Here is a 19,140-nt window from a genome sequence, read left to right as displayed (position 1 = left end):
CAGATGGGCAACGCCCCGCTGATGCCGAAGGCCACGGCCGTTTGGCTCGTCGAAAATACATCGCTGACGTTCGATCAGATCGCCGATTTCTGCAAACTGCATCCGCTCGAGGTGAAGGGCATCGCCGACGGCGAGGTCGCGGCCGGCATTCGCGGCCATGACCCGATCACCTCGGGGCAGCTCACGCGCGAGGAGATCGAAAAGGCCGAAAAAAACTCGGGCCATCGCCTCCATCTCTCCGTCTCCAAGGTCGTCGTGCCGGAGGTCAAAAAGGCGCGCGGTCCGCGCTATACGCCCCTCTCGCGCCGCCAGGATCGTCCGAACGCGATTCTGTGGCTCGTGCGCAATCATCCCGAGCTGAAGGACGCCCAGATCATGCGTCTCGTTGGCACCACGAAGACGACGCTGAAGGCGATTCGCGAGCGCACCCACTGGAATTCCGCGGCGCTGACGCCGATGGACCCGGTGACGCTCGGACTTTGCTCGCAGATTGATCTCGACTTTGAGGTCAATCGCGCGGCGAAGGACAAGCCGGCTACCGTGGAGGATCATGGCCAGACGCTGGTGCCTGCAAGCGTCACCACCAGTCCGCGACCCGAGCCGTCCACGACCGAGGACGTCTTCGGCAAGGCCAAGCCAGCGGCGCCGCAGGACGACGAAGACCATTTCGACGCCGACCGCGTATTCGGGCGGCTCAAGGACATCGATTTCGGCGAGTGACGACGGCAGTCTCGCGCGAGCGCCGATTGATCAACCGGTAGCCCGCGCGTATCTTGCATATAGAGCTTAGCCGCGCGGACTGACGCACATCGCGCGGGCGAGCGTTGCTTTCGCCGTGTTCACATTCTCGCTGGCGAACCTTTGGACTCTCCGGATGACCGACTCGCCTTATGATCGCGACCTCGAACGAAATCCGGCCAATTTCCAGCCGCTGACTCCGATCACCTTTCTGGAGCGCGCCGCGGCCGTCTTCCCTGAACGCATCGCGATCGCGCACGGCCAGCTGCGGCGCAATTATCGCGATTTTTACGCCCGCAGCCTGCGGCTCGCGAGTGCGCTTGAGAAGGCGGGGCTTGGTCGCGGCGACACCGTCTCCGTCATGCTCGCGAATACGCCGGCGATGCTTGAATGCCACTACGCCGTCCCGATGATGGGCGCGGTGCTCAACACGCTGAATACGCGGCTTGACGCTTCGATCCTCGCCTTCACCCTCGACCATGCCGAGACGAAGGCGCTGATTGTCGATCGGGAGTTCTCAGACGTCATTCGCAACGCGCTTTCGCTCGCGAAGGCGAAGCCCGTGATCATCGACTACAGCGATCCGGAATATGACGGGCCCGGCGAGCGGTTGGGCTGTGTCGAATATGAGGACTTCCTGCGCTCGGGCGACGTCGACTATCAATGGTCGCCGCCTGGGGACGAATGGGACGCCATCTCGCTTAATTATACCTCCGGAACGACGGGCGATCCGAAGGGCGTCGTCTATCATCATCGCGGCGCCTATCTCACGGCGCTCGGCAACGTTCTCACCGGCGACATGGGCCGCCACCCGGTCTATCTGTGGACGCTGCCGATGTTCCATTGCAACGGCTGGTGCTTCCCCTGGTCGATTTCAGTCAACGCGGGAACCCATGTCTGTCTGCGACAGGTGCGCGCCGGCCACATCTATGAGCTGATGGCGGAGCACGGCGTCACGCATCTGTGCGGCGCGCCCATCGTCATGTCGACGCTTCTCAACGCGACCGTATCGGAAAAGAAGCCGCTGACGCGGGCCGCGCGCTTCTTTACCGCCGCCGCGCCGCCGCCGCAGGCGGTGCTCGCCGGCATGAAGGCGGCCGGATTCGAAGTCACGCATCTTTATGGACTGACTGAAACCTATGGCCCCGCCGCCGTCAATGAATGGCACGACGACTGGGATTCGCTGGACAGCGCCGCGCAGGCGCAGATGAAGGCGCGGCAAGGCGTGCGCTATCTCGTTCTCGAAAATCTCGACGTGATCGACCCCGACACGATGCAGCCGGTGCCGCGCGACGGCGCGACAATGGGCGAGGTCATGTTCCGCGGCAACGTCGTCATGAAGGGCTATCTGAAGAATAAGAGCGCCTCGGAAAAAGCCTTCCACGGCGGCTGGTTTCATTCCGGCGATCTGGGCGTGCGCCATCCCGACGGATACATCCAGCTGAAGGATCGTTCGAAGGACATCATCATTTCGGGCGGCGAAAATATTTCCTCGATCGAGGTCGAAGACGCGCTGTTTCGCCATCCCAAGGTGCGCGCCGCCGCGGTGGTCGCCGCCCCTGACGACAAATGGGGCGAAACGCCTTGCGCCTTTGTCGAGCTGAAGGATGGCGAACAGGCGACGGCGCAGGAGCTGATCGAGTGGACCCGCCAGCATTTGGCGCATTTCAAGTGCCCGCGCCACGTCGTCTTTTGCGAGCTGCCGAAGACCTCGACAGGAAAGATTCGCAAATATGTTCTGCGCGAACGCGCTCGTGAAATCTGGCCGGCGAGCGCCACGGCGGCGTCCCTTTAGGAGGAAAAGAACGGCCTTAAAAAAGAGAGAAGCCAGCAGTCTTGACGACTGCCGGCTTCGCGTCGGGGGCGGAAGGCCGAAACTTTCCGCGCCCCGCTATGTCGCTTGAATCTAGAAGAAGAGTCCGAGGCAGCCGCCAGCCAGACCGCCGACGACAGCCGCCGCGATCGTGTTGGGGATGCCGCCCAGCGCGACGGAGGCGAGACCGCCGAGGATCACGGCGCCGATGCCAGCGAAGATGTAGGTGTTCGTGGTGATTTCGAGTTCTTTCTCAGCCATCGTTCTTCACTCCTCTTATTTTCGTTCCCTGAGTCGCGCCTTGTCCGCCGGCGCATTCTCATCCCAATGGGCGCGTCATTTCGACGCAGGCCGGAGGTTAGCACAAGTTGGCGCTGAGTCAATTGCGCATGCGACAGGATGTCGCGCATGTAACTAAATGATAAGTAAAAACATTCGGCGATTGATACGATTTTCGCCGTTCAGTAGCGAAAAAGAAATTTCGATTTCAATGCGCTTCTGCGGCGGTTTCGGTCGCGGAGCGCTCGCTTCAATTCGTTTTCGTCGAACACGGACGTTATACCCCCTGCCGATGACAAAAAAGAACGCTGACGTCGATTCCGTCGATCCCGTGGCGCGCAAACCGGATCGCGGTTTGAAAGCCACACTCTCTCCGCTTCGGCCCTTGCTGCCCTATGCGCTGCGCTACAAGCGAACGATCGTGTTCGCTTTTGTCGCGCTCCTCATGGCCGCGGGCGCGACTCTCACCTTGCCGCTGGCCGTGCGCGGCATGATCGACCACGGCTTTTCGGCCGACAGCGCTGGCGCGGTGAACGCCTATTTCGGCGCGATGATCGCGGTCGCCGCGACGCTCGCGATCGCATCTGGCACCCGCTACTATTTCGTTATGACGCTCGGCGAGCATGTGGTGGCCGACCTGCGCGCCGATCTCTTCAAACATCTCACAGCTCTCGACGCCGCCTTCTACGACACGGCGAAGACAGGCGAGCTACTCTCCCGGCTGACCGCCGACACGACGCAGCTGAAATCCGCCTTTGGCTCGTCGGCGTCCGTCGCGCTGCGCAATCTCTTCATGTTCTTCGGCGCAATCGTCATGATGGTGGCGACGAGCCCCAAGCTTGCCGGTATGACGCTCGCGGCCATCCCGATCATCGTTCTACCGCTCATCGCGTCAGGCCGGGCGGTGCGTCAGCGCTCCCGCTCCGCTCAGGACACTCTGGCGCAGGCTTCCGCCTATGCCGGGGAAAATCTCTCGGCCGTGCGCGCCATGCAGGCGAACGGCGCGCAGGCGTCGACGACGGCGCGGTTCACACGCGCGGTGGTGGCCGCATATGAGGCGGCGCAGGCCGCGACGCTGCTTCGCGCCATCGTGACCGCCGGAGCCATTCTGGTCGTTTTCACGAGCGTTGTCGGCGTGCTCTGGTTGGGAGCCCAGGACGTGCTCGCCGGACATATGACGTCGGGCGTTCTGTCCCAGTTCGTTCTCTACGCGGTGCTTGGCGCGAGCTCGCTCGGCGAGCTCACTCAGACCTGGAGCGAACTCTCCGCCGCCGCCGGCGCCGCCGGCCGAATCGCCGAAATTCTTTCCATTCAACCGCGCATCGTGGCCCCGGCGCGGCCGACTCCACCGCCGGCGCGCTGGCAGGGACGCATCGCCTTCGATCATGTGCGCTTCGCCTATGCGACGGCGCCGGATAAACCCGCGCTGCAGGATTTCTCCCTCGTCGTTGCGCCCGGCGAGCGCGTCGCGCTGGTCGGGCCGTCCGGTGCGGGCAAATCGACGACCTTTGCGCTGCTCCTTCGCTTCTACGACGTCGACTCCGGCTCCATTACTCTGGACGGCGTCGATCTGCGCGATCTCGATCCCGTGGCGCTGCGCCGGGCGATCGCGCTCGCTCCGCAGGACCCGGTGATCTTCGGACTGTCCGTCGCTGAAAACATCGCCTACGGCCGCGACGACGCGTCGAGCGGAGAAATCATCGCCGCGGCGAAGCGCGCCCAGGCGCACGATTTCATCATGGCGCTGCCGATGGGCTACGACACGCTGCTCGGCGAGCGCGGCGTCACGCTCTCCGGCGGGCAGCGCCAGCGTCTCGCCATTGCGCGCGCAATCCTCGCCGACGCGCCGGTGCTGCTCCTGGACGAAGCCACCTCGGCGCTCGACGCCGAGAACGAGGCTTTGGTGCAGGCGGCGCTGCATGACGTCATGCAGGGGCGCACGAGCCTCGTCATCGCCCATCGTCTCGCGACGGTGTTGGAAGCCGATCGAATCATCGTGATCGACGAAGGCCGCATCGTCGAGCAGGGCACGCACGCGAGTCTGACCGCCGCCGGCGGCCTTTATGCGCGGCTGGCGAAACTGCAGTTCGACACCGACCGCGCCGGCGCCGCCGCCTGAGGGCGGCTTGTTGACCCAGCTGAAACGACGTAGCCTCGCGTTTTATTTCAGCTGGAGCGTTCGTCATGTCGCAAGAAGCGCGCAACGCCGCGATTTTGAAGGAAGCCTATCGTTCGTGGGATGAAACGAAGGGCGCCAGCGTCGATCATTGGCTGAGCATCCTTGCCGACGAAATCAATTTCGGCTCATTGGCGCAGGGGCGCCCGGATGCGCTGTCCTTCACCAAGACCCGGCATTCGCGTGATGGCGTGGCGTGCTACCTGCGCGAACTCACGCGCGACTGGGAGATGGTCTATTACGCCGTCGATCATCTCGTGGCGGAAGGTGAACGCGTCGTCGCCATTGGCCGTTGCGCATGGCGATTCAAGCTCACCGGCAAGGTCGTTGAAACGCCCAAGGTGGACGTTTGGCGTTTCAACGCGGCGGGAAAGGCGGTCGAGTTCTTCGAATATTACGACACCGCCGCTGTGATTGAAGGCGCGCAAGCGAACGCTCCGGCCTGATCGGCGATAGTCGCGCTTTCAATCGGCGAGAAGATATAGCTTAGCCGTTTAACACGTCGCCGCCGGTTGAACGGATGCGCTCGATCGTGGCTTTCAGCAGACTGATCGCCTCGTCCTTATCGGCTTTCAGGAGATCGACGTCGACGCTTAGACCCTCACGCTCCTCGTGAATGACCTCCGTCATGGACGGCGCCTTTTTGCGAATTGCCTTATATGTGCGGATCGGGCCGCTGACGCCCTTCACATGAAGCGGAGATTGTTCTTCGACTTCGATCGCGTCGCTCACGAGCGTCATCGTCTCATGAGAGATGAGAACTGCGCCCGGCGCGGCCGACTGCTCAAGTCGAGCGGCCACATTCACCTGATGACCGACGATAGTGTAATCCATCCGCTCCTGGCTGCCGAAATCGCCGACGGTGCAATAACCCGTGTTGACGCCGATGCGGATCTGGAATCTCTGATCCAAGCCGTGTTCGCGCCATCGGCGCTCCAATTGTCGGGTCATCGCCTGCATGTCGAGCGCCATGAAAATGCAAGCCACGGCGTCTTCCTTGACGCCGCGCGTCTCCGGGTCGCCGAAGAATATCATGACCGCGTCGCCGATATATTTGTCGATGGTGGCGCCATAGGCTAGCGCGAGGTTCGCCATTTCATTGAGAAAATCGTTCAGCATGCGGGTGATGTCTTCGGATTCCAGCCGCTCGGCCATTTCGCTGAATCCGACGACATCGGAAAAAAAGATCGTCAGCTTCTTGCGCTTCGCTGAAATGGACGCGACGGTCTTGTTCTTGAAAAGCGTGCCGTAGAGCTGGGGCGAAAGATATTTCGAGAGGCGCGCCGACAGTCGTTCGAGTTCCGTATTTCGCTCCTGGAGCGCCTGGGTTCGTTGGGTCACGAGTGCGTCGAGCGTCCGTTCGCGATCGAGAAAGTCGAGCGCCATTTTCTTGAAGACGCGCGCCAATTGTCCCACTTCATCGGTGCGCTCCTCGACATCCGACAATTCGCCGGGCGTAAACGCTCTGCGCTCGACATTATGCGCGGCCTTGGTGATCGCCACGACAGGGGCCGTCTGTTTTCGCGCGATCCAGACCGCCATGCCGCCGCCGAGCAGGGTTGCGGCCAAAGCGATCCCGAGCGCCGTTTCGATCTGCGAGGCGAGCACGCTGTTCAGTCGCGCCGTCGGCATTCTGATCAGAGCGGCGCCGATGGCGCCGCCGCCGTTATCGGCACTAATCGGGGAGATGACGCTGAGCTTGCCGACGCCATTCACCGACTTTGGCTTCCCGCTTGCGATAACGGTGCGGACGGGCGCCAGCTCCTCGTCCGTTAGCCGATCGCGGCCGTTGTTGAGACGTGCGGCCTTCGGGCTGGCGATCAGGTTCGAATCCTTGTTGAAGACGAAGATCGCGTCGATTTCGCCGCTGCCCAGAAGGTTATCGATGGCGCGCGGAAGGCCGATCTGTTCGTCGACGTCCTCAAGAATGCGCGCATTGTAGCCGACCTGCACGATCCGCGGCTTGTCTACGCCGCGCACGCCGACATATTTGAATCGCTCATTGTCGATCTCGCGCTTCCTGGCGTCCTGGACGACCTTGTCCGTCTTGCCGCTCAACAGTTTCCAAAATTCATGCGCCTGCGGCTGCTCCTCGGCGGATGCGCTGAATTGGAAGTCCGCGTTGTTGTTGCCGTGAATGTAGGCGTAGCCTTTTTCGTTGGTCACCCAGAACTCGTCGAGAACGGTTTTCTTGGTGATTGCGCTCAGCCGGCTCCTTATCTCGGCGGACGACATGCCAGCCTTTTCCGCAGCGGCGATAAACTGCGCCAGAAGCTCGGCCGAGACGATCATGTGCTGCGAGAGCATTTGCTCGACTTCCAGCGGAAGTTCACGCGCGAGGCTTGCGCTCCGCGCCAGAAGCCGCGCGACGCTTTCGCCTTCAACTTCGGCTTCGGCGAGCATGGCGCGATAGTTGGACCAGGAGAGCAGCATCGACGACATCAGCGTCGCGCCGACGCTCAGCGCAGCGACCAACGCAACCAGGCGTGAAGCAAAGCTAAGTTGAATAAGGCGCATAATCTTCTCGCGCTCCAATCGTCAATTCTTGGAGAACATAGCAAATTCTCCTGCGCTTTGTGCGCGCGAAGCCCTGTGCGCCTGTCAGTTTCGCAGCACGCGCGCGTCGTTATCCTTTGTTCATTCGTCAGGCAGATGCGGAGCGCGGGCGCGCCGGAAGACGAAAATCGACTAGATGGATCGGAACCGATGACGCCGTGAACTGTTAGGTCGCGACTGGCGCATCCTCGCAGTTTCACCGCCGGACGGTGAAGCCTCGTTGAGCCGCCTGCTAAGGCGAACAAGATGACACGAGATCCGCAAGATCGAGGGAAGAAGGTGAATAGCGCGCCGCTTGCGCGGGAGGAGTTGATCGTTGGGAAGCGTGAAGTGCGCGGCGCCACGACTCGCGTGGACGTCGTGACGCATGAGCGCCCGGCCGTCGTTGACGAGCCGGTGCGCATCGAACGGGTCGAGGTGCAACGCGTTCCTGTGGACCGGGTCGTGACCACTGCGCCCCAGGTCCGACGCGACGGCGACGTGACGGTGATCCCCGTCGTCGAGGAGGAGATCGTGATCGAGCGCCGCCTCCGGCTGAAGGAAGAAGTGCGCATCTGGCGAGTTGTCGAGGAGCGTCGTCATCGAGAAACGGCGCCGCTTCGCGAGCAGCAGGCGGTCGTCACCCAGCGACCGCCTGCCTCGGACGAGGACCGCTGAGTAGCGAGCCTCGATGCGAGGAGTGGGTCACGAACATCAACATCTGGAAAGGAAGAAACCATGGCCTATGAAAAAATCATTGGTGTTTTCGACAGCACCGCTCATGCACAGGCGGCTGTGAACGACCTGGTCGCGAATGGCGTGCCGCGCGAGGCGATCGAGACCTACAACCGCCAGACGCGCGGCCGCGAGGATGGCGGCTTCTGGAGCAGTCTCTTTGGCGGCCAGACCACCAATAACGACCGCGACGTTTACAACCGCAGCATCGAGGCGGGCCGAGATATCGTCGCGGTTCACGTGCATGAGCGCAACGCCAAGCCGGTTATGGCCATTCTCGAGCGCGACGGCGCAATCGACATCGATGAGCGCGGCGACGCGACAGCGGAGGCGTCCAAGCCTGGTGCGCGTGCGGGCGACAATGTCGATAGCATGAAGCTGGCCCGCGAGGAGCTTACTGTCGGCAAGCGCGACGTCGGGGGTGGGCGGACGCGGCTCCGCCGGTACACCGTCGAGGAGCCGGTCGACGAGAGCGTGCAGTTGCGCGACGAAAAAGTGACGCTCGAGCGCCGCCCGGTCGATCGCCCTGTAAAATCCGGCGAAGACGTTTTCAGCGAGAAGACGATCGAGGCGACCGAGCGGCACGAGGAGCCGGTCGTGAGCAAGAAGGCTCGCATCGTTGAGGAGATCGCTCTGCGCAAGCAGGCCGAGGAACGAGTTGTAAATGTGCATGATACCGTGCGTCACGACGAGGTAAAGGTCGAGAAAACCGACGACAGCGAAGAAGCGCGCAGGCGCGGCGCCCCTGGGCGCTGACGCGCTCGCTGGAAAGGGCGCTCGCCCGTCGGGCCGGATCGGACCCGCGATCCGGCCCAAGACGCGTACGTGGTGGGAAAGCAGGGACCACCGCACGCTTGTCGAGAACGGTCGCATCGCAAACGGAGCGATGTCTATTTCATCACAGTCACTCTCCCGCATCCGGCGTCGCGACGAGCCGAACGACTGCTGCCGCGTCGTGGCGCCCGTCATTTGCCTTCCTCCTGAATAATGCTATGAGCACGCGCCAACCCCAGACGGCGCAGGCCGTCAAATTTCCATCCCGCGGCTGACGCTTGCATCGCCGCTCAGAGGAGTTGGCGCCAATGGCCAAATCGCCCGTCACGTTGACCGAAGCATTGACCTTCGACGACGTGTTGCTGCGGCCCGGCCATTCGCGGGTGATGCCTTCCGCCGTCGATGTCACGACCCGGCTGACGCGCGAGATCACGCTCAATTTGCCGATCGTTTCGGCCGCAATGGACACCGTCACCGAGGCGCGTCTCGCGATCGCCATGGCGCAGGCGGGCGGCATCGGCGTCATCCACCAGAACCTGTCGCCCGCCGCGCAAGCCGCCGAAGTGCGCAAGGTCAAGCGCTACGAAAGCGGCATGGTGATCGACCCGATCACCATTTTCCCGGACGAAACCCTCGCCGATGCGCTTGCGCTGATGGCTGGCCACGGCATTTCCGGAATACCGGTCGTCGAGCGCGCCAGCGACGGCGGCAGGGGCAAGCTCGTCGGCATCCTGACTAATCGCGACGTGCGCTTCGCCCAGGATCGCAGCCATCCCGTGGCCGAGTTGATGACGAAAAAACTCGTCACAGTCCAAGAAGGCGTGGGGCAGGCGGAGGCGCAGCGGCTGCTTCACGAACATCGCATCGAGAAACTGCTCGTCGTCGACGAGGATTACCACTGCGTCGGCCTCGTCACGGTCAAGGACATTGAGAAGGCGACGCAACATCCTTACGCCTGCAAGGATCATGAAGGGCGGCTGCGCGTCGCCGCCGCCTCGACCGTCGGCGACCACGGCTTCGAGCGCGCGCTCCAGCTCATCGACGCCGGCGTCGACTGCGTGGTGATTGACACCGCGCATGGTCATTCGCAGTCGGTGATCGACCAAGTGACGCGGGTCAAGAAGGCGTCGAACAAGGTCTCGATCATCGCCGGCAACATCGCCACCGCGGAAGCGGCCAAGGCGCTGATCGGCGCGGGCGCCGACGCGATCAAAGTCGGCATCGGCCCCGGCTCAATCTGCACGACGCGCATCGTTGCGGGCGTCGGCGTTCCGCAACTCACCGCGATCATGGAGGCCGCGGACGAAGCGCGCAAAGCCGACGTGCCGGTGATCGGCGACGGCGGCGTCAAATATTCGGGCGACCTCGCCAAGGCGATCGCGGCCGGCGCCGACGTCGTCATGATCGGCTCGCTGTTCGCGGGAACCGAGGAGTCGCCCGGCGAGGTGTTTTTGTATCAGGGCCGCTCGTTCAAGGCCTATCGCGGCATGGGTTCAGTGGGCGCGATGACCGCAGGGTCGGCGACCCGCTATTTCCAGGGCGATGTGAAGGAACAGCTCAAACTTGTTCCAGAGGGCATCGAAGGACAGGTGCCCTATCGCGGCCCGATTGCGCCGATCCTCTACCAGCTCGCCGGCGGCCTGCGCGCGGCGATGGGCTATGTGGGCGCGCCGACGGTCAAGGAGTTCCAGGAGCGCGCGCAGTTCGTGCGCATCACCAACGCCGGATTGCGCGAGAGCCATGTGCATGACGTCGCGATCACCCGCGAGAGCCCGAATTATCCTACGGGCGTCTAATACGCTGAGCAAAAAAAGGGGGCCGCGCAACGGCCCCTAAGAGATGGGAGAAAAGTCGAGGAGGAAACATCCTGGTAAAAGTATCACCTGAGAAGTGAGCGCCAGATAAGCGAACAATGAGAGCATTTGCGCTCGTCTAACTCCTTGCGCCCCTCACTGTTCATGAAAAAAAACTACGACCAAAATCGCTCCTCCGCGTCATTCGAATTGATGATGACGGGGTTTTTTTTGAAGCGTGGCTCAAGTATTCGCCGAGAGCAGGTTCCAAAAAAGTTGGCAGACCTTTTCGACGAGAACCTGCTCCAATACTTTGATTTCCGAGCGCTTCCTCGAGCTGACGTAGGGAAACAGAGGGCCTCGCGAAGGCCCTCAAAATTTAAGCTCAAAAGGGCTGCTGAAAGAATTGGGCTCAAAAAGGCAGGCTGAAAATTGAGCGCGTAGTATCGAACCCCGAGTTACTGAAGCGTCCGCGGCAATTTCGTCCGCCCCCCCGACGTTCGAGAAAACGTTAAGACGAAACAAAAGGGCCAGCATCATCCAAACGGATGAGGCCAGCCCTCAATTCCTTGAAATCAAATGTATACGCTTATCCGCCTCTCGGCGCGTTGAGTGGGGCGAGCCCGCCAAGGAGCGCGACCACTTCAGCCTGGCGGTTGCATCCGGTTTTTTCCATCACGCCGCGTAGGTGCGTGCGCACAGTGTTGCGCGACACGGATTGTTCGGTGGCGATCTCCTCGAGCGTTTTGCCCCCCACGAGGCCGCGCGCGACGCGCGCCTCGGCCGGCGTAAGGTCATAGAGCGACTGGACCAGCTCGATCGCCGGCGCCTGCTGCGAGCCGACCGGAGTCATCACCATAATCGCCGCGCAACGCACGAAAATGTCGCGCGCCGGGCCGCGAATCGGCACTAGATTGGCGATCATCGGACTTTCGTCTTCGCCAGCCCGGGCGGCGAAGGATTTCGGCGCGCCGACAAGATCGTCGTCGAGCGTGTCCATGGCCTGACGCAGCAGCCCGTCGGCGGCGGCGTCTACGAGCGACACGCGGTCGTGGGCGCGCCAGCGGACATATTTGGTCAGCGCATTGCTCGGATCGTTGGCGGAAATGACGCGCCCGTCTTCGTCGAGCACGAGCGCCGGGAGGCCGATGAGCGCGAAGGTTTCGCCGGCGACGCGGGCGCGCTCGAGCTGCAGACGCGTGGCGAGGAAGGCGGCGCGCGCAAGGTGCGGCCGCAATTCATCGAGCTTGCGGATGACGGACGGCTCGACGGGTCCGCGGTTATGCGACCGTTCGAGGCAAATAATGCCGGTGTCGCCGGTGGGCAGCGAGATCGCCGTCGCCGCGCTGAACCCCAATCCGCGTGGCCGCAGGAAGTCGCTATAGTTCGTATCGCGCTCAAGCTCCTCCGCCGTATAGACGTCGTCGTCGGTGAGGAATCCCGGATGGCGGCGACTGAACAGCCTGCCGCCCCGCGTGCAGTTGCTGAGCCAGTCCCCGCGCATGAAGTTCTCGACATGTTCGCAGATCGCCGGAGACGCCGTCCAGTGGGAGACTTTTTCTCGGGCCGCGAAGAGCACGCCGCCCTGCGCCTCGGCAAGATGTGAGAGTTCGTCGAGAACGTCGGGCCACATGTCGGGCGCGAAGGAGCATTCGTAAATACGATCGATGAGTTCTTGAACCATCTTCAATATCTCTTGTTGGCGGTCGCGCTAAAGGCGCGTGCGCTTTGAAATAAACCGTATGCAAACGTGCGGCCGGCAAGATGGTTCCAGCCGGCCGCGAATTTGGTCAGTGCTTGCCGGCGTCGATCGCGACGCCTTTGCGCTCCTTATGAATATAAGCGACGAGCGCCGTCATCTTCGGATCATCGGCCGGAAGCGCGGCTCCCTGCAGCGGATTTCTGATGCACCAGTTCACCATTTCAAAGAGCTGCGCGACCTTTCCAAGCTGCTTTTGGAATTTTGGATAGGTCTCCGGGTGGGTGTTGGCGGCGTTCGGATGGCACTGCGCGCAGGCGACGCCGTTGGTGCCCACAGCTCCACTGGTCCAAAGCTCGCGGCCTTTCTTCGCCACAGAATCAAATTCGCTCTGCCAACGGTCGACGTCTGTCCCCGTGAATTCGTCGGCGAACGTTGCCGGCGAAAGCAGCACAGCGCCTAAAACAAGCGCAATCGTAAAGCGGCGCATCGTCATTCTCCTCGACTAGTAATGCAGTTGCGGCGCCTTGCGGACGATCGCCTCTTGATATTTTTTGTCGACAGGCTTTCCGAGCTTCGGATCGTAGCCGACGACGCGCTCCTGGTTGTCCCACAGCTGGTAGCGCGCGGTGACGCGGCCGGAGTTGACGTCGATCATCTGCCAACCAGTGGCGTCGCGTTCGAAGAACGGATCGGCGCGGTTCATCGGAACCGTGAGCACCGGCACATGCGCGCCGGCCTGCGCATAGGTGTCGGGATAGGGCCAGGGCCAGGCCGTCGCCATCACCGCGTTGAAGGCGATGTTGCCGATCTGATTGTACTGGATCTGGTGCACGTGGCCGTAGATCACATTGACGGACTTGAACGGCTGCAACAACGCCTGCACCTGCTCGGCGTCGTCGGTCCAGAAATTCCAGCCTTTGTAGATTTTCTGTAGCGGCGAATGCGAGAAGACGATGAGCGGCGTGTCCTTGGACACCTTGTCGAGATCGTCCTTGAGCCAGGCGCGCTGCTTTTCGCCGACCATGAACGGCGAGCCGTTTGGATTATCGAGTCCGGCCATTTCGAGCATGCGCTGCTCGGCCGTCGGCCAACGATGAAACGTCCAATCGTCGGTCGTGAGAATCGAGTTCAGCACGACGAAATGGACGCCTTTGTGATCGAAGCTGTACCACTGCGGTCCGTAGAGCTTCGACCAATATTCACCAAGGTCGAGATAATAGTCATGCTCGCCCATGACGCAGTGGAGCTTGCCCTTCACATGCGAAAGCATCTCGGCGCCGTGGTCGAGCTCCTCCTTCTTGCCGAGTTGCGCGAGATCGCCGCCAAACATCACGAAATCGGCTTCCGGCGTAATGAGATTGGCCTCGGCGACGGCGCGCTTCAGGCCCATGTCCCAGTTGCGCACGAAGCTCGCGCCTTTGATCTGCTGAATGTGCGAATCGGAAATATAGGTGAAGCTGAAATCCTCGCGCGTTCCGCCGAAGGCGAGGCGCACCATGGAGATCGGCAGGGTCGTGAGCGTTCCGGCGGCGGCGCCGGCGGCGATGACGCTGCGTCGGGTGATGAGTCTGGTCATTTCTATCCTCCCTCGCGGCTTGGCGCTTTCTTGGCGACGCCGCTTGTTCTCTCCTGCGCTTTGGTCTTGCGGCTATTTTGTCTGCGCCGTCACATAAGCAGGACTCGTCAGCGTCTCCAGGAAAGCGACGAGATCGTCGATCTGCTGATCCTTCAAATCCAGCGGCCGAATGCCGCCGGAGAGATAGGGATTGACCGGCGTCGGATCGCCGGGGCTCTTTCCGCCCTCGTTGTAATGCTTGATGACGTCTTTGAGCGTCTTGAGCGAACCGTCGTGCATGTAAGGCGCGGTCACCGCGATATTGCGCAGCGTCGTGGTCTTGAAGGCGCCGATTTCATCGAAGGAGTTCGTCACCGCGAACCGGCCGAGTTCGGAAACCTTCGGATCGGCGAGCACCGTCTTGTCGACGGACGCGCCCGCCGCTTTCGCCTTGAGGAATTCGGCGGCGAGGCGCGGCACGTCGCCTTGAATGCGGTTGATCCCAACGCCGATGTTGTGGAACCTGTTGTCGGTGAAGAGCGCCTGCGTCTGTTCGATGGCGTGGCAGGACACGCAGCGTCCTTGACCGACGTAAAGGTCGAAGCCGCGCTTGGCTTGATCGCTGATGGCGTTGCGGTCGCCGCCGAAATACCACTTGTCGAAGGGCGAATCGCCCGAGATGATCGTGCGCTCGAAGCTCGCGATCGCCTTCTCGACGTCATCCATCGTCACGTCTCGGCCACTCTTGCCGAACGCCTTCTTGAAGCCCTCGACATAGGCGGGATCTTCGCGAACGATCTTGAGCACCGGCTCGTGATCGGGCAGCCCCATCTCCACCGGATTGACCATCGGGTGCTGCGACTGATCCTCCAGCGAGATCGAACGTCCGTCCCAGAACTGCGAGGTGTAGTAGGCCGCGTTGATGACCGATGGGGCGTTGCGCGTGCCGGTCAGCTTATGGTGACCCTCGGAAACCCGCAGCGGACTGTCCGTGAAAGCTTTTTTGTCGTTGTGACAGGTTGAGCAACTCACCGTGCCGTCGATCGAGAAGCGCGCGTCATGGAACAGCTTGTCGCCGAGCGCGATCTTTTCCGGCGACTGCGGATTGTCCGCCGGGACCGGGAGTTTTGGCAGGCCGAGCGGCTCGGCCATCGCCCAACCGCCGGCGGCGAGTAGCGCCGCCAGCGGAAGCGCAACAAGCGTCGTCTCAACGGATTTCCAAACATTAGCAACGCGCGCCATGAGCCCCTCCGCGACCGCTCGGCTTCTCGCCGGCTTTTGTTTTCACGTTAAGTTTGCTCTGCTTTTAGCGGCAGGGCAAGTCATGGCTGTGACGCTCGGCGCGCTCGTCAAAGAACTCGCCAAACGAATATTCCATCATCGCGAGTAATGATTGTGCATTGCATTAGGGTGGCGCAATAAACCGCCCGATATGGTGCTTGGTCGGTGCTTGGCAATTCGTCGTGGCGCTGCGCTCTTCAGGTCGTGTTCATGCTACACTGGACTGTTTTTGAACAGTGTCCCTCCCATGCGCCCTTCCGCCGCCAGCCTGGCTGTGATAGCTGACGTCCGCAGAGAGGCCGTTCGTCGCAACGCGAAACAGCGCCTCCGCAAATCAACTGCAGGAGTAAGGGATGTATTTGACCAGGTTCGCCGCGCTCGCAGCGACTCTGCTGGCGCCGGCCATGGCCGTCGCGGGCGATTTGCGCGCCGACGCCAATGCGGTCTTCAAGCCGATCGACGCCGCGAGCGTCGCGAGCGTCGTCAAGAACAACGAGATCACGCCCGCCAAGATCGACCTCGGCAACAAGCTCTTTTTCGATCCGCGACTTTCGAAGAGTCAGATCATCAGCTGCAACAGCTGTCACAATCTCGGAACCGGCGGCGTCGACGCCGGCCCGACGTCGATCGGCCATGGCTGGGCGAAGGGACCGCGCCGCGCGCCGACCGTGCTCAACGCCGTGTTCAACGTCGCGCAATTTTGGGATGGGCGCGCCGTCGACCTTAAGGCGCAAGCAAAAGGCCCGGTCCAGGCCGACGTCGAAATGAACAACACGCCGGCGCAGGTCGAAAAGATGCTGAATAGCATGCCGGCCTATGTCGCGGAGTTCAAGGCCGCCTTTCCGACCGACCCGAAACCGGTCAGTTTCGACAACATGGCGAAGGCCATCGAGGCTTTTGAGGCGACGCTGACGACGCCGAATGCGCCATTCGACAAGTTCCTGAAGGGCGACGTCAACGCGCTCAATGACGTTGAGAAAAAAGGCCTGCGTCTCTTCATCGACAAGGGCTGCGCCGCTTGTCACGGCGGCGTCAACATCGGCGGCAACGGCTATTTCCCCTTCGGCGTCGCTCAAAAGCCGGGCGTCGAGATCATGCCCGTCGCCGACAAGGGCCGCTCCAAGGTCACCAATGACGTGGCGGACGACTTCGTCTTCCGCTCTGCGCCGTTGCGCAACGTGGCTTTGCGCGCGCCTTACTTCCACACCGGCTCTGTCTGGACCCTGGAAGAGGCGGTCGATCTCATGGCCAAAGACCAACTCGGCGAAACTCTCTCCGATCCGGACATCAAGGCGATCGTCGCATTCCTCGGGACTCTGAATGGCGACCAGCCGAAGGCGGTCTATCCCGTGCTGCCGCCACGCACCAAGGACACGCCGCTTCCCCAGTAAGCGGGCTCGAGCGAAGGACCTGTTAAGATGAAAAGAAGACGGCGCCGTCACAATTGGTGCGGCGTCGCCAATTAAATTCTCCGCGCGGCCCAGCGCCGCGCGGAGGGCGCCTGTCAATGAAAGCTGTCGGACGGCTCGTAATTTCACTCGTTTTTTATGCGGCCGCGACCTGCGCGCGCGCTGGGGCGCAGGAACAAGAAAATCCTTTCGCCCGTATCGGCCATGTCGTCGTGATCTTCACTGAGAATCGCAGCTTCGATCATGTGTTCGGGCTGTTTCCGGGCGCGGAGGGCGTCAACTCGGCGCAGCACCCGCCGCAAGTGGATTTCGACGGACGGCCGCTGACTGCGCTGCCGCGTCCCCGATGGGACGATCGCTTCCCGCGACGTTTGCCCAACGCGCCGTTTCGCCTCGAGCCTTATGTCGGCATCGACGGCCACACCATGGATCCGGTGCATGACTTCTATCTCGAGCAGGAGCAGATCGACGGCGGAAAAATGGACCGCTTCGTCGAGGCGTCAAACGCCGGCGCGCTGGTCATGGGCTATTACGACGGTTCAGAGCTCAAGCAATGGGCCCTGGCCAAGGAATTCACCCTCGCCGACCATTTTTTCCACGCGGCGTTCGGCGGCTCGATGCTCAACCATTTCTTCCTGATCTGCGGTTGCGCGCCGGCCTTCGACAATCCGGTCGAATCAACGAAAAAGAAATTTGATCCGAAGCTCGACGCCATCAAGGACGCCAAGGGGGCGGCGCTCGTCATTCGCGCTCGACAGCCCGACTCGCCGCGAAGCGTGCTTGACGGCCCGCCGCGCCATATGAACCTCGCGCCGCTGACCAAGAAGCTGGAGGCGATCGGCACGCTGCAGCCGGGAAATCCGGTGTCAAAGCATGACAAGACGGAAGCGCAGGAGCGGCTTCCGCCGTCGCATTTGCCGACGATCGGCGATCGCATGACCGAGAAAGGCGTCACTTGGGCCTGGTACGCGGGCGGCTGGCGCGACGTCGTCGAGGGTCGGCTCAAGCCTTATGGCGAAGGCAAGCCCGACTTTTTTCAGACTCACCATCAGCCGTTCGCCTATTTCGCCAATTACGCGCCGGGCCAGAACGGCCGCAACAACCTCAAGGACGCCGATGAATTCTACAAAGCGATTGACGGAGGCGATCTGCCGCAGGTGAGCTTTTACAAGCCTCTCGGCGTGTTCAACGGCCACCCCGACTATTCCGATCTCGCCGCCGGCGACGCCCATGTCGCGGACGTCGTCGCAAGGCTGCGCAAGAGCCCGAATTGGGCCGACATGCTGATCATCGTCACGGCGGATGAAAACGGCGGCTTCTGGGATCACGTCGCGCCGCCCAAAAGAGACGACTACGGTCCCGGCGTCCGCGTGCCGACGCTGATCATCTCTCCCTTCGCCAAGAAGGGCTTCGTCGACAAGACGGTATACGACACGCTCTCGGTGCTGCGCACAATCGAGTTCCGTTTCGGCGTTGCGCCGCTTTCCGAGCGCGACGCGCGGGCGACGGATCTGCGCAACGCCCTAGTCGCGCCGTGAGTTCCGCTCGATTTCTGCAAGAGGCTCTGTCCAACTGGCGAGGCGACCGCCTAAACAGCCACGGTTACGCCAAAAAATTGCTGCCGATGGCACCACGTAACATAACTAACTGATAGTATTAACTTTACTCTATACCCGTGCAAGCGCCTCCGTAGTCCTACCCAGCCCTTATAGCCAGTTGTGACACTACCCACTAGGGTTGCATTAGCTATTCGATAGATTGTTTTGCTCTATACTAATGGGTATTGTGATTATCGGGGGTTATTGGAATGTTGCGGCACGCTGAGCTGGGTCTGCGGTCTGCTCTTTCAAGGGGCGGACTGGGGATTTTGGCTTAGGCGGCGACGTCGGTTTTCGTCCGATAACAACAAGCAGCCGGGTTCTGGGGTTTTGGGGATTGCTCGCGCAGGCGGGGGATTTTCCGGGATTTTCGGGAAGGCTGCGGCAACAAGGGCGGTTTTGCGTGTTTTTAGAAGAAGACGCGCTTTCGCTTTGCTTTACGAAACGAGGACGAAGCGGCTCCGTTGTGGGAGGCGGAGCGATACCGGTCACGCGCAATTCCCTGGGAGCACATTGGAGGAGAAGGGTATGAGCTCAACGACTGACACAGCAGCCCGCGCTGCTGCTGGCACGGAAGCTGTAGTAGACCTGAAGGGCATGTGGATCGGCTTGGCCGTTCTGAACGGGTTCTATCTGGTCGTCCGGATTTACGAGCAGGTTTTTGGCTGGCGCGCCGGCCTTGATTCGTTCGCTCCGGAGTTTCAGACATATTGGATGTCGATCCTTTGGACCGAGATTCCGCTTGAGCTGAT

General features: G+C 61.7%; 16 protein-coding genes. 10 read left to right on the top strand and 6 right to left on the bottom strand.

What is annotated here, in order from left to right; translation table 11 throughout:
• The first annotated feature begins 3 nt into the window (after nt 1–3).
• Both IYX23_RS07215 and IYX23_RS07210 read left to right on the top strand, forming a co-directional pair.
• Nucleotides 4–720, top strand: coding sequence for a cell cycle transcriptional regulator TrcR (locus IYX23_RS07215; protein ID WP_018408677.1), 717 nt, complete (start codon nt 4–6; stop codon nt 718–720).
• 154 nt (nt 721–874) lie between these two features.
• Entirely contained in the window at nt 875–2,533 is a 1,659-nt protein-coding gene (locus IYX23_RS07210; RefSeq protein WP_196392256.1) for an acyl-CoA synthetase, read from the top strand.
• A 111-nt stretch (nt 2,534–2,644) separates the two neighbouring features.
• Here the strand turns inward: IYX23_RS07210 and IYX23_RS07205 are convergent, their stop codons facing one another.
• The gene (locus tag IYX23_RS07205; RefSeq protein ID WP_164479370.1) at nt 2,645–2,812 is read right to left on the bottom strand and encodes a hypothetical protein; all 168 of its coding nucleotides are present in this window, start codon (nt 2,810–2,812) and stop codon (nt 2,645–2,647) included.
• A 310-nt stretch (nt 2,813–3,122) separates the two neighbouring features.
• On the opposite strand from IYX23_RS07205, the gene IYX23_RS07200 reads away from it, so the two are divergent.
• Both IYX23_RS07200 and IYX23_RS07195 read left to right on the top strand, forming a co-directional pair.
• A complete protein-coding gene (locus tag IYX23_RS07200; RefSeq protein ID WP_196392255.1) occupies nt 3,123–4,949 on the top strand; it encodes an ABC transporter transmembrane domain-containing protein in 1,827 nt (608 codons plus the stop codon).
• A gap of 65 nt (nt 4,950–5,014) precedes the next feature.
• Nucleotides 5,015–5,452 carry a nuclear transport factor 2 family protein gene (locus tag IYX23_RS07195; protein ID WP_196392254.1) on the top strand — a complete coding sequence of 146 codons (438 nt, stop codon included), beginning with the start codon at nt 5,015–5,017 and terminating at the stop codon, nt 5,450–5,452.
• 40 nt (nt 5,453–5,492) lie between these two features.
• On the opposite strand, the gene IYX23_RS07190 is transcribed toward IYX23_RS07195, so the two are convergent.
• Nucleotides 5,493–7,523: an adenylate/guanylate cyclase domain-containing protein gene (locus IYX23_RS07190; protein ID WP_196392253.1), complete on the bottom strand. Its 2,031-nt coding sequence runs from the start codon at nt 7,521–7,523 to the stop codon at nt 5,493–5,495.
• A 285-nt stretch (nt 7,524–7,808) separates the two neighbouring features.
• Between IYX23_RS07190 and IYX23_RS07185 the strand changes: the two genes are divergently transcribed.
• The 3 genes from IYX23_RS07185 to guaB all read left to right on the top strand — a co-directional run bounded on the left by IYX23_RS07185 (nt 7,809) and on the right by guaB (nt 10,846).
• The gene (locus IYX23_RS07185) at nt 7,809–8,219 is read left to right on the top strand and encodes a YsnF/AvaK domain-containing protein (RefSeq protein WP_196392252.1); all 411 of its coding nucleotides are present in this window, start codon (nt 7,809–7,811) and stop codon (nt 8,217–8,219) included.
• Nucleotides 8,220–8,279: 60 nt separating this feature from the next.
• Nucleotides 8,280–9,032: a YsnF/AvaK domain-containing protein gene (locus tag IYX23_RS07180; protein WP_196392251.1), complete on the top strand. Its 753-nt coding sequence runs from the start codon at nt 8,280–8,282 to the stop codon at nt 9,030–9,032.
• Between the two features lie 326 nt (nt 9,033–9,358).
• Nucleotides 9,359–10,846, top strand: coding sequence for an IMP dehydrogenase (gene guaB / locus IYX23_RS07175; RefSeq protein ID WP_196392250.1), 1,488 nt, complete (start codon nt 9,359–9,361; stop codon nt 10,844–10,846).
• Nucleotides 10,847–11,432: 586 nt separating this feature from the next.
• On the opposite strand, the gene IYX23_RS07170 is transcribed toward guaB, so the two are convergent.
• From IYX23_RS07170 to IYX23_RS07155, 4 genes are all read right to left on the bottom strand, one after another.
• Nucleotides 11,433–12,527 carry a helix-turn-helix transcriptional regulator gene (locus IYX23_RS07170; protein WP_196392249.1) on the bottom strand — a complete coding sequence of 365 codons (1,095 nt, stop codon included), beginning with the start codon at nt 12,525–12,527 and terminating at the stop codon, nt 11,433–11,435.
• A gap of 106 nt (nt 12,528–12,633) precedes the next feature.
• A complete protein-coding gene (locus IYX23_RS07165; RefSeq protein ID WP_196392248.1) occupies nt 12,634–13,032 on the bottom strand; it encodes a cytochrome C in 399 nt (132 codons plus the stop codon).
• Between the two features lie 15 nt (nt 13,033–13,047).
• Nucleotides 13,048–14,121 carry a metallophosphoesterase gene (locus IYX23_RS07160; RefSeq protein ID WP_196392247.1) on the bottom strand — a complete coding sequence of 358 codons (1,074 nt, stop codon included), beginning with the start codon at nt 14,119–14,121 and terminating at the stop codon, nt 13,048–13,050.
• Between the two features lie 72 nt (nt 14,122–14,193).
• Nucleotides 14,194–15,342 (bottom strand): cytochrome c peroxidase, encoded by a 1,149-nt coding sequence (locus IYX23_RS07155; RefSeq protein WP_196392246.1) that lies wholly within the window; start codon nt 15,340–15,342, stop codon nt 14,194–14,196.
• 392 nt (nt 15,343–15,734) lie between these two features.
• Between IYX23_RS07155 and IYX23_RS07150 the strand changes: the two genes are divergently transcribed.
• From IYX23_RS07150 to IYX23_RS07140, 3 genes are all read left to right on the top strand, one after another.
• On the top strand, nt 15,735–16,772 hold the full coding sequence (locus tag IYX23_RS07150; RefSeq protein ID WP_196392245.1) for a cytochrome-c peroxidase: 1,038 nt from the start codon (nt 15,735–15,737) through the stop codon (nt 16,770–16,772).
• A gap of 116 nt (nt 16,773–16,888) precedes the next feature.
• Nucleotides 16,889–18,328, top strand: coding sequence for an acid phosphatase (gene acpA / locus IYX23_RS07145; protein ID WP_196392244.1), 1,440 nt, complete (start codon nt 16,889–16,891; stop codon nt 18,326–18,328).
• A 588-nt stretch (nt 18,329–18,916) separates the two neighbouring features.
• The coding region (locus IYX23_RS07140) for a methane monooxygenase/ammonia monooxygenase subunit C (protein ID WP_246716554.1) at nt 18,917–19,140 on the top strand (224 nt) is incomplete at its 3' end.

It is taken from the genome of Methylocystis sp. L43 (assembly GCF_015709525.1).
In the GTDB taxonomy this organism is placed as follows: domain Bacteria; phylum Pseudomonadota; class Alphaproteobacteria; order Rhizobiales; family Beijerinckiaceae; genus Methylocystis.
The sequence above is the reverse complement of the archived record's forward strand: the minus strand, read 5'-3'. Positions and strand labels throughout refer to the sequence as shown.

Excerpts from the sequence above, each read along its gene's own strand:
- IYX23_RS07215 (WP_018408677.1), top strand. The coding sequence starts at position 4 with ATGGGCAACGCCCCGCTGATGCCGAAGGCCACGGCCGTTTGGCTCGTC.
- IYX23_RS07210 (WP_196392256.1), top strand. The coding sequence starts at position 875 with ATGACCGACTCGCCTTATGATCGCGACCTCGAACGAAATCCGGCCAAT.
- IYX23_RS07205 (WP_164479370.1), bottom strand. The coding sequence starts at position 2,812 with ATGGCTGAGAAAGAACTCGAAATCACCACGAACACCTACATCTTCGCT.
- IYX23_RS07200 (WP_196392255.1), top strand. The coding sequence starts at position 3,123 with ATGACAAAAAAGAACGCTGACGTCGATTCCGTCGATCCCGTGGCGCGC.
- IYX23_RS07195 (WP_196392254.1), top strand. The coding sequence starts at position 5,015 with ATGTCGCAAGAAGCGCGCAACGCCGCGATTTTGAAGGAAGCCTATCGT.
- IYX23_RS07190 (WP_196392253.1), bottom strand. The coding sequence starts at position 7,523 with ATGCGCCTTATTCAACTTAGCTTTGCTTCACGCCTGGTTGCGTTGGTC.
- IYX23_RS07185 (WP_196392252.1), top strand. The coding sequence starts at position 7,809 with ATGACACGAGATCCGCAAGATCGAGGGAAGAAGGTGAATAGCGCGCCG.
- IYX23_RS07180 (WP_196392251.1), top strand. The coding sequence starts at position 8,280 with ATGGCCTATGAAAAAATCATTGGTGTTTTCGACAGCACCGCTCATGCA.
- guaB (WP_196392250.1), top strand. The coding sequence starts at position 9,359 with ATGGCCAAATCGCCCGTCACGTTGACCGAAGCATTGACCTTCGACGAC.
- IYX23_RS07170 (WP_196392249.1), bottom strand. The coding sequence starts at position 12,527 with ATGGTTCAAGAACTCATCGATCGTATTTACGAATGCTCCTTCGCGCCC.
- IYX23_RS07165 (WP_196392248.1), bottom strand. The coding sequence starts at position 13,032 with ATGCGCCGCTTTACGATTGCGCTTGTTTTAGGCGCTGTGCTGCTTTCG.
- IYX23_RS07160 (WP_196392247.1), bottom strand. The coding sequence starts at position 14,121 with ATGACCAGACTCATCACCCGACGCAGCGTCATCGCCGCCGGCGCCGCC.
- IYX23_RS07155 (WP_196392246.1), bottom strand. The coding sequence starts at position 15,342 with ATGGCGCGCGTTGCTAATGTTTGGAAATCCGTTGAGACGACGCTTGTT.
- IYX23_RS07150 (WP_196392245.1), top strand. The coding sequence starts at position 15,735 with ATGTATTTGACCAGGTTCGCCGCGCTCGCAGCGACTCTGCTGGCGCCG.
- acpA (WP_196392244.1), top strand. The coding sequence starts at position 16,889 with ATGAAAGCTGTCGGACGGCTCGTAATTTCACTCGTTTTTTATGCGGCC.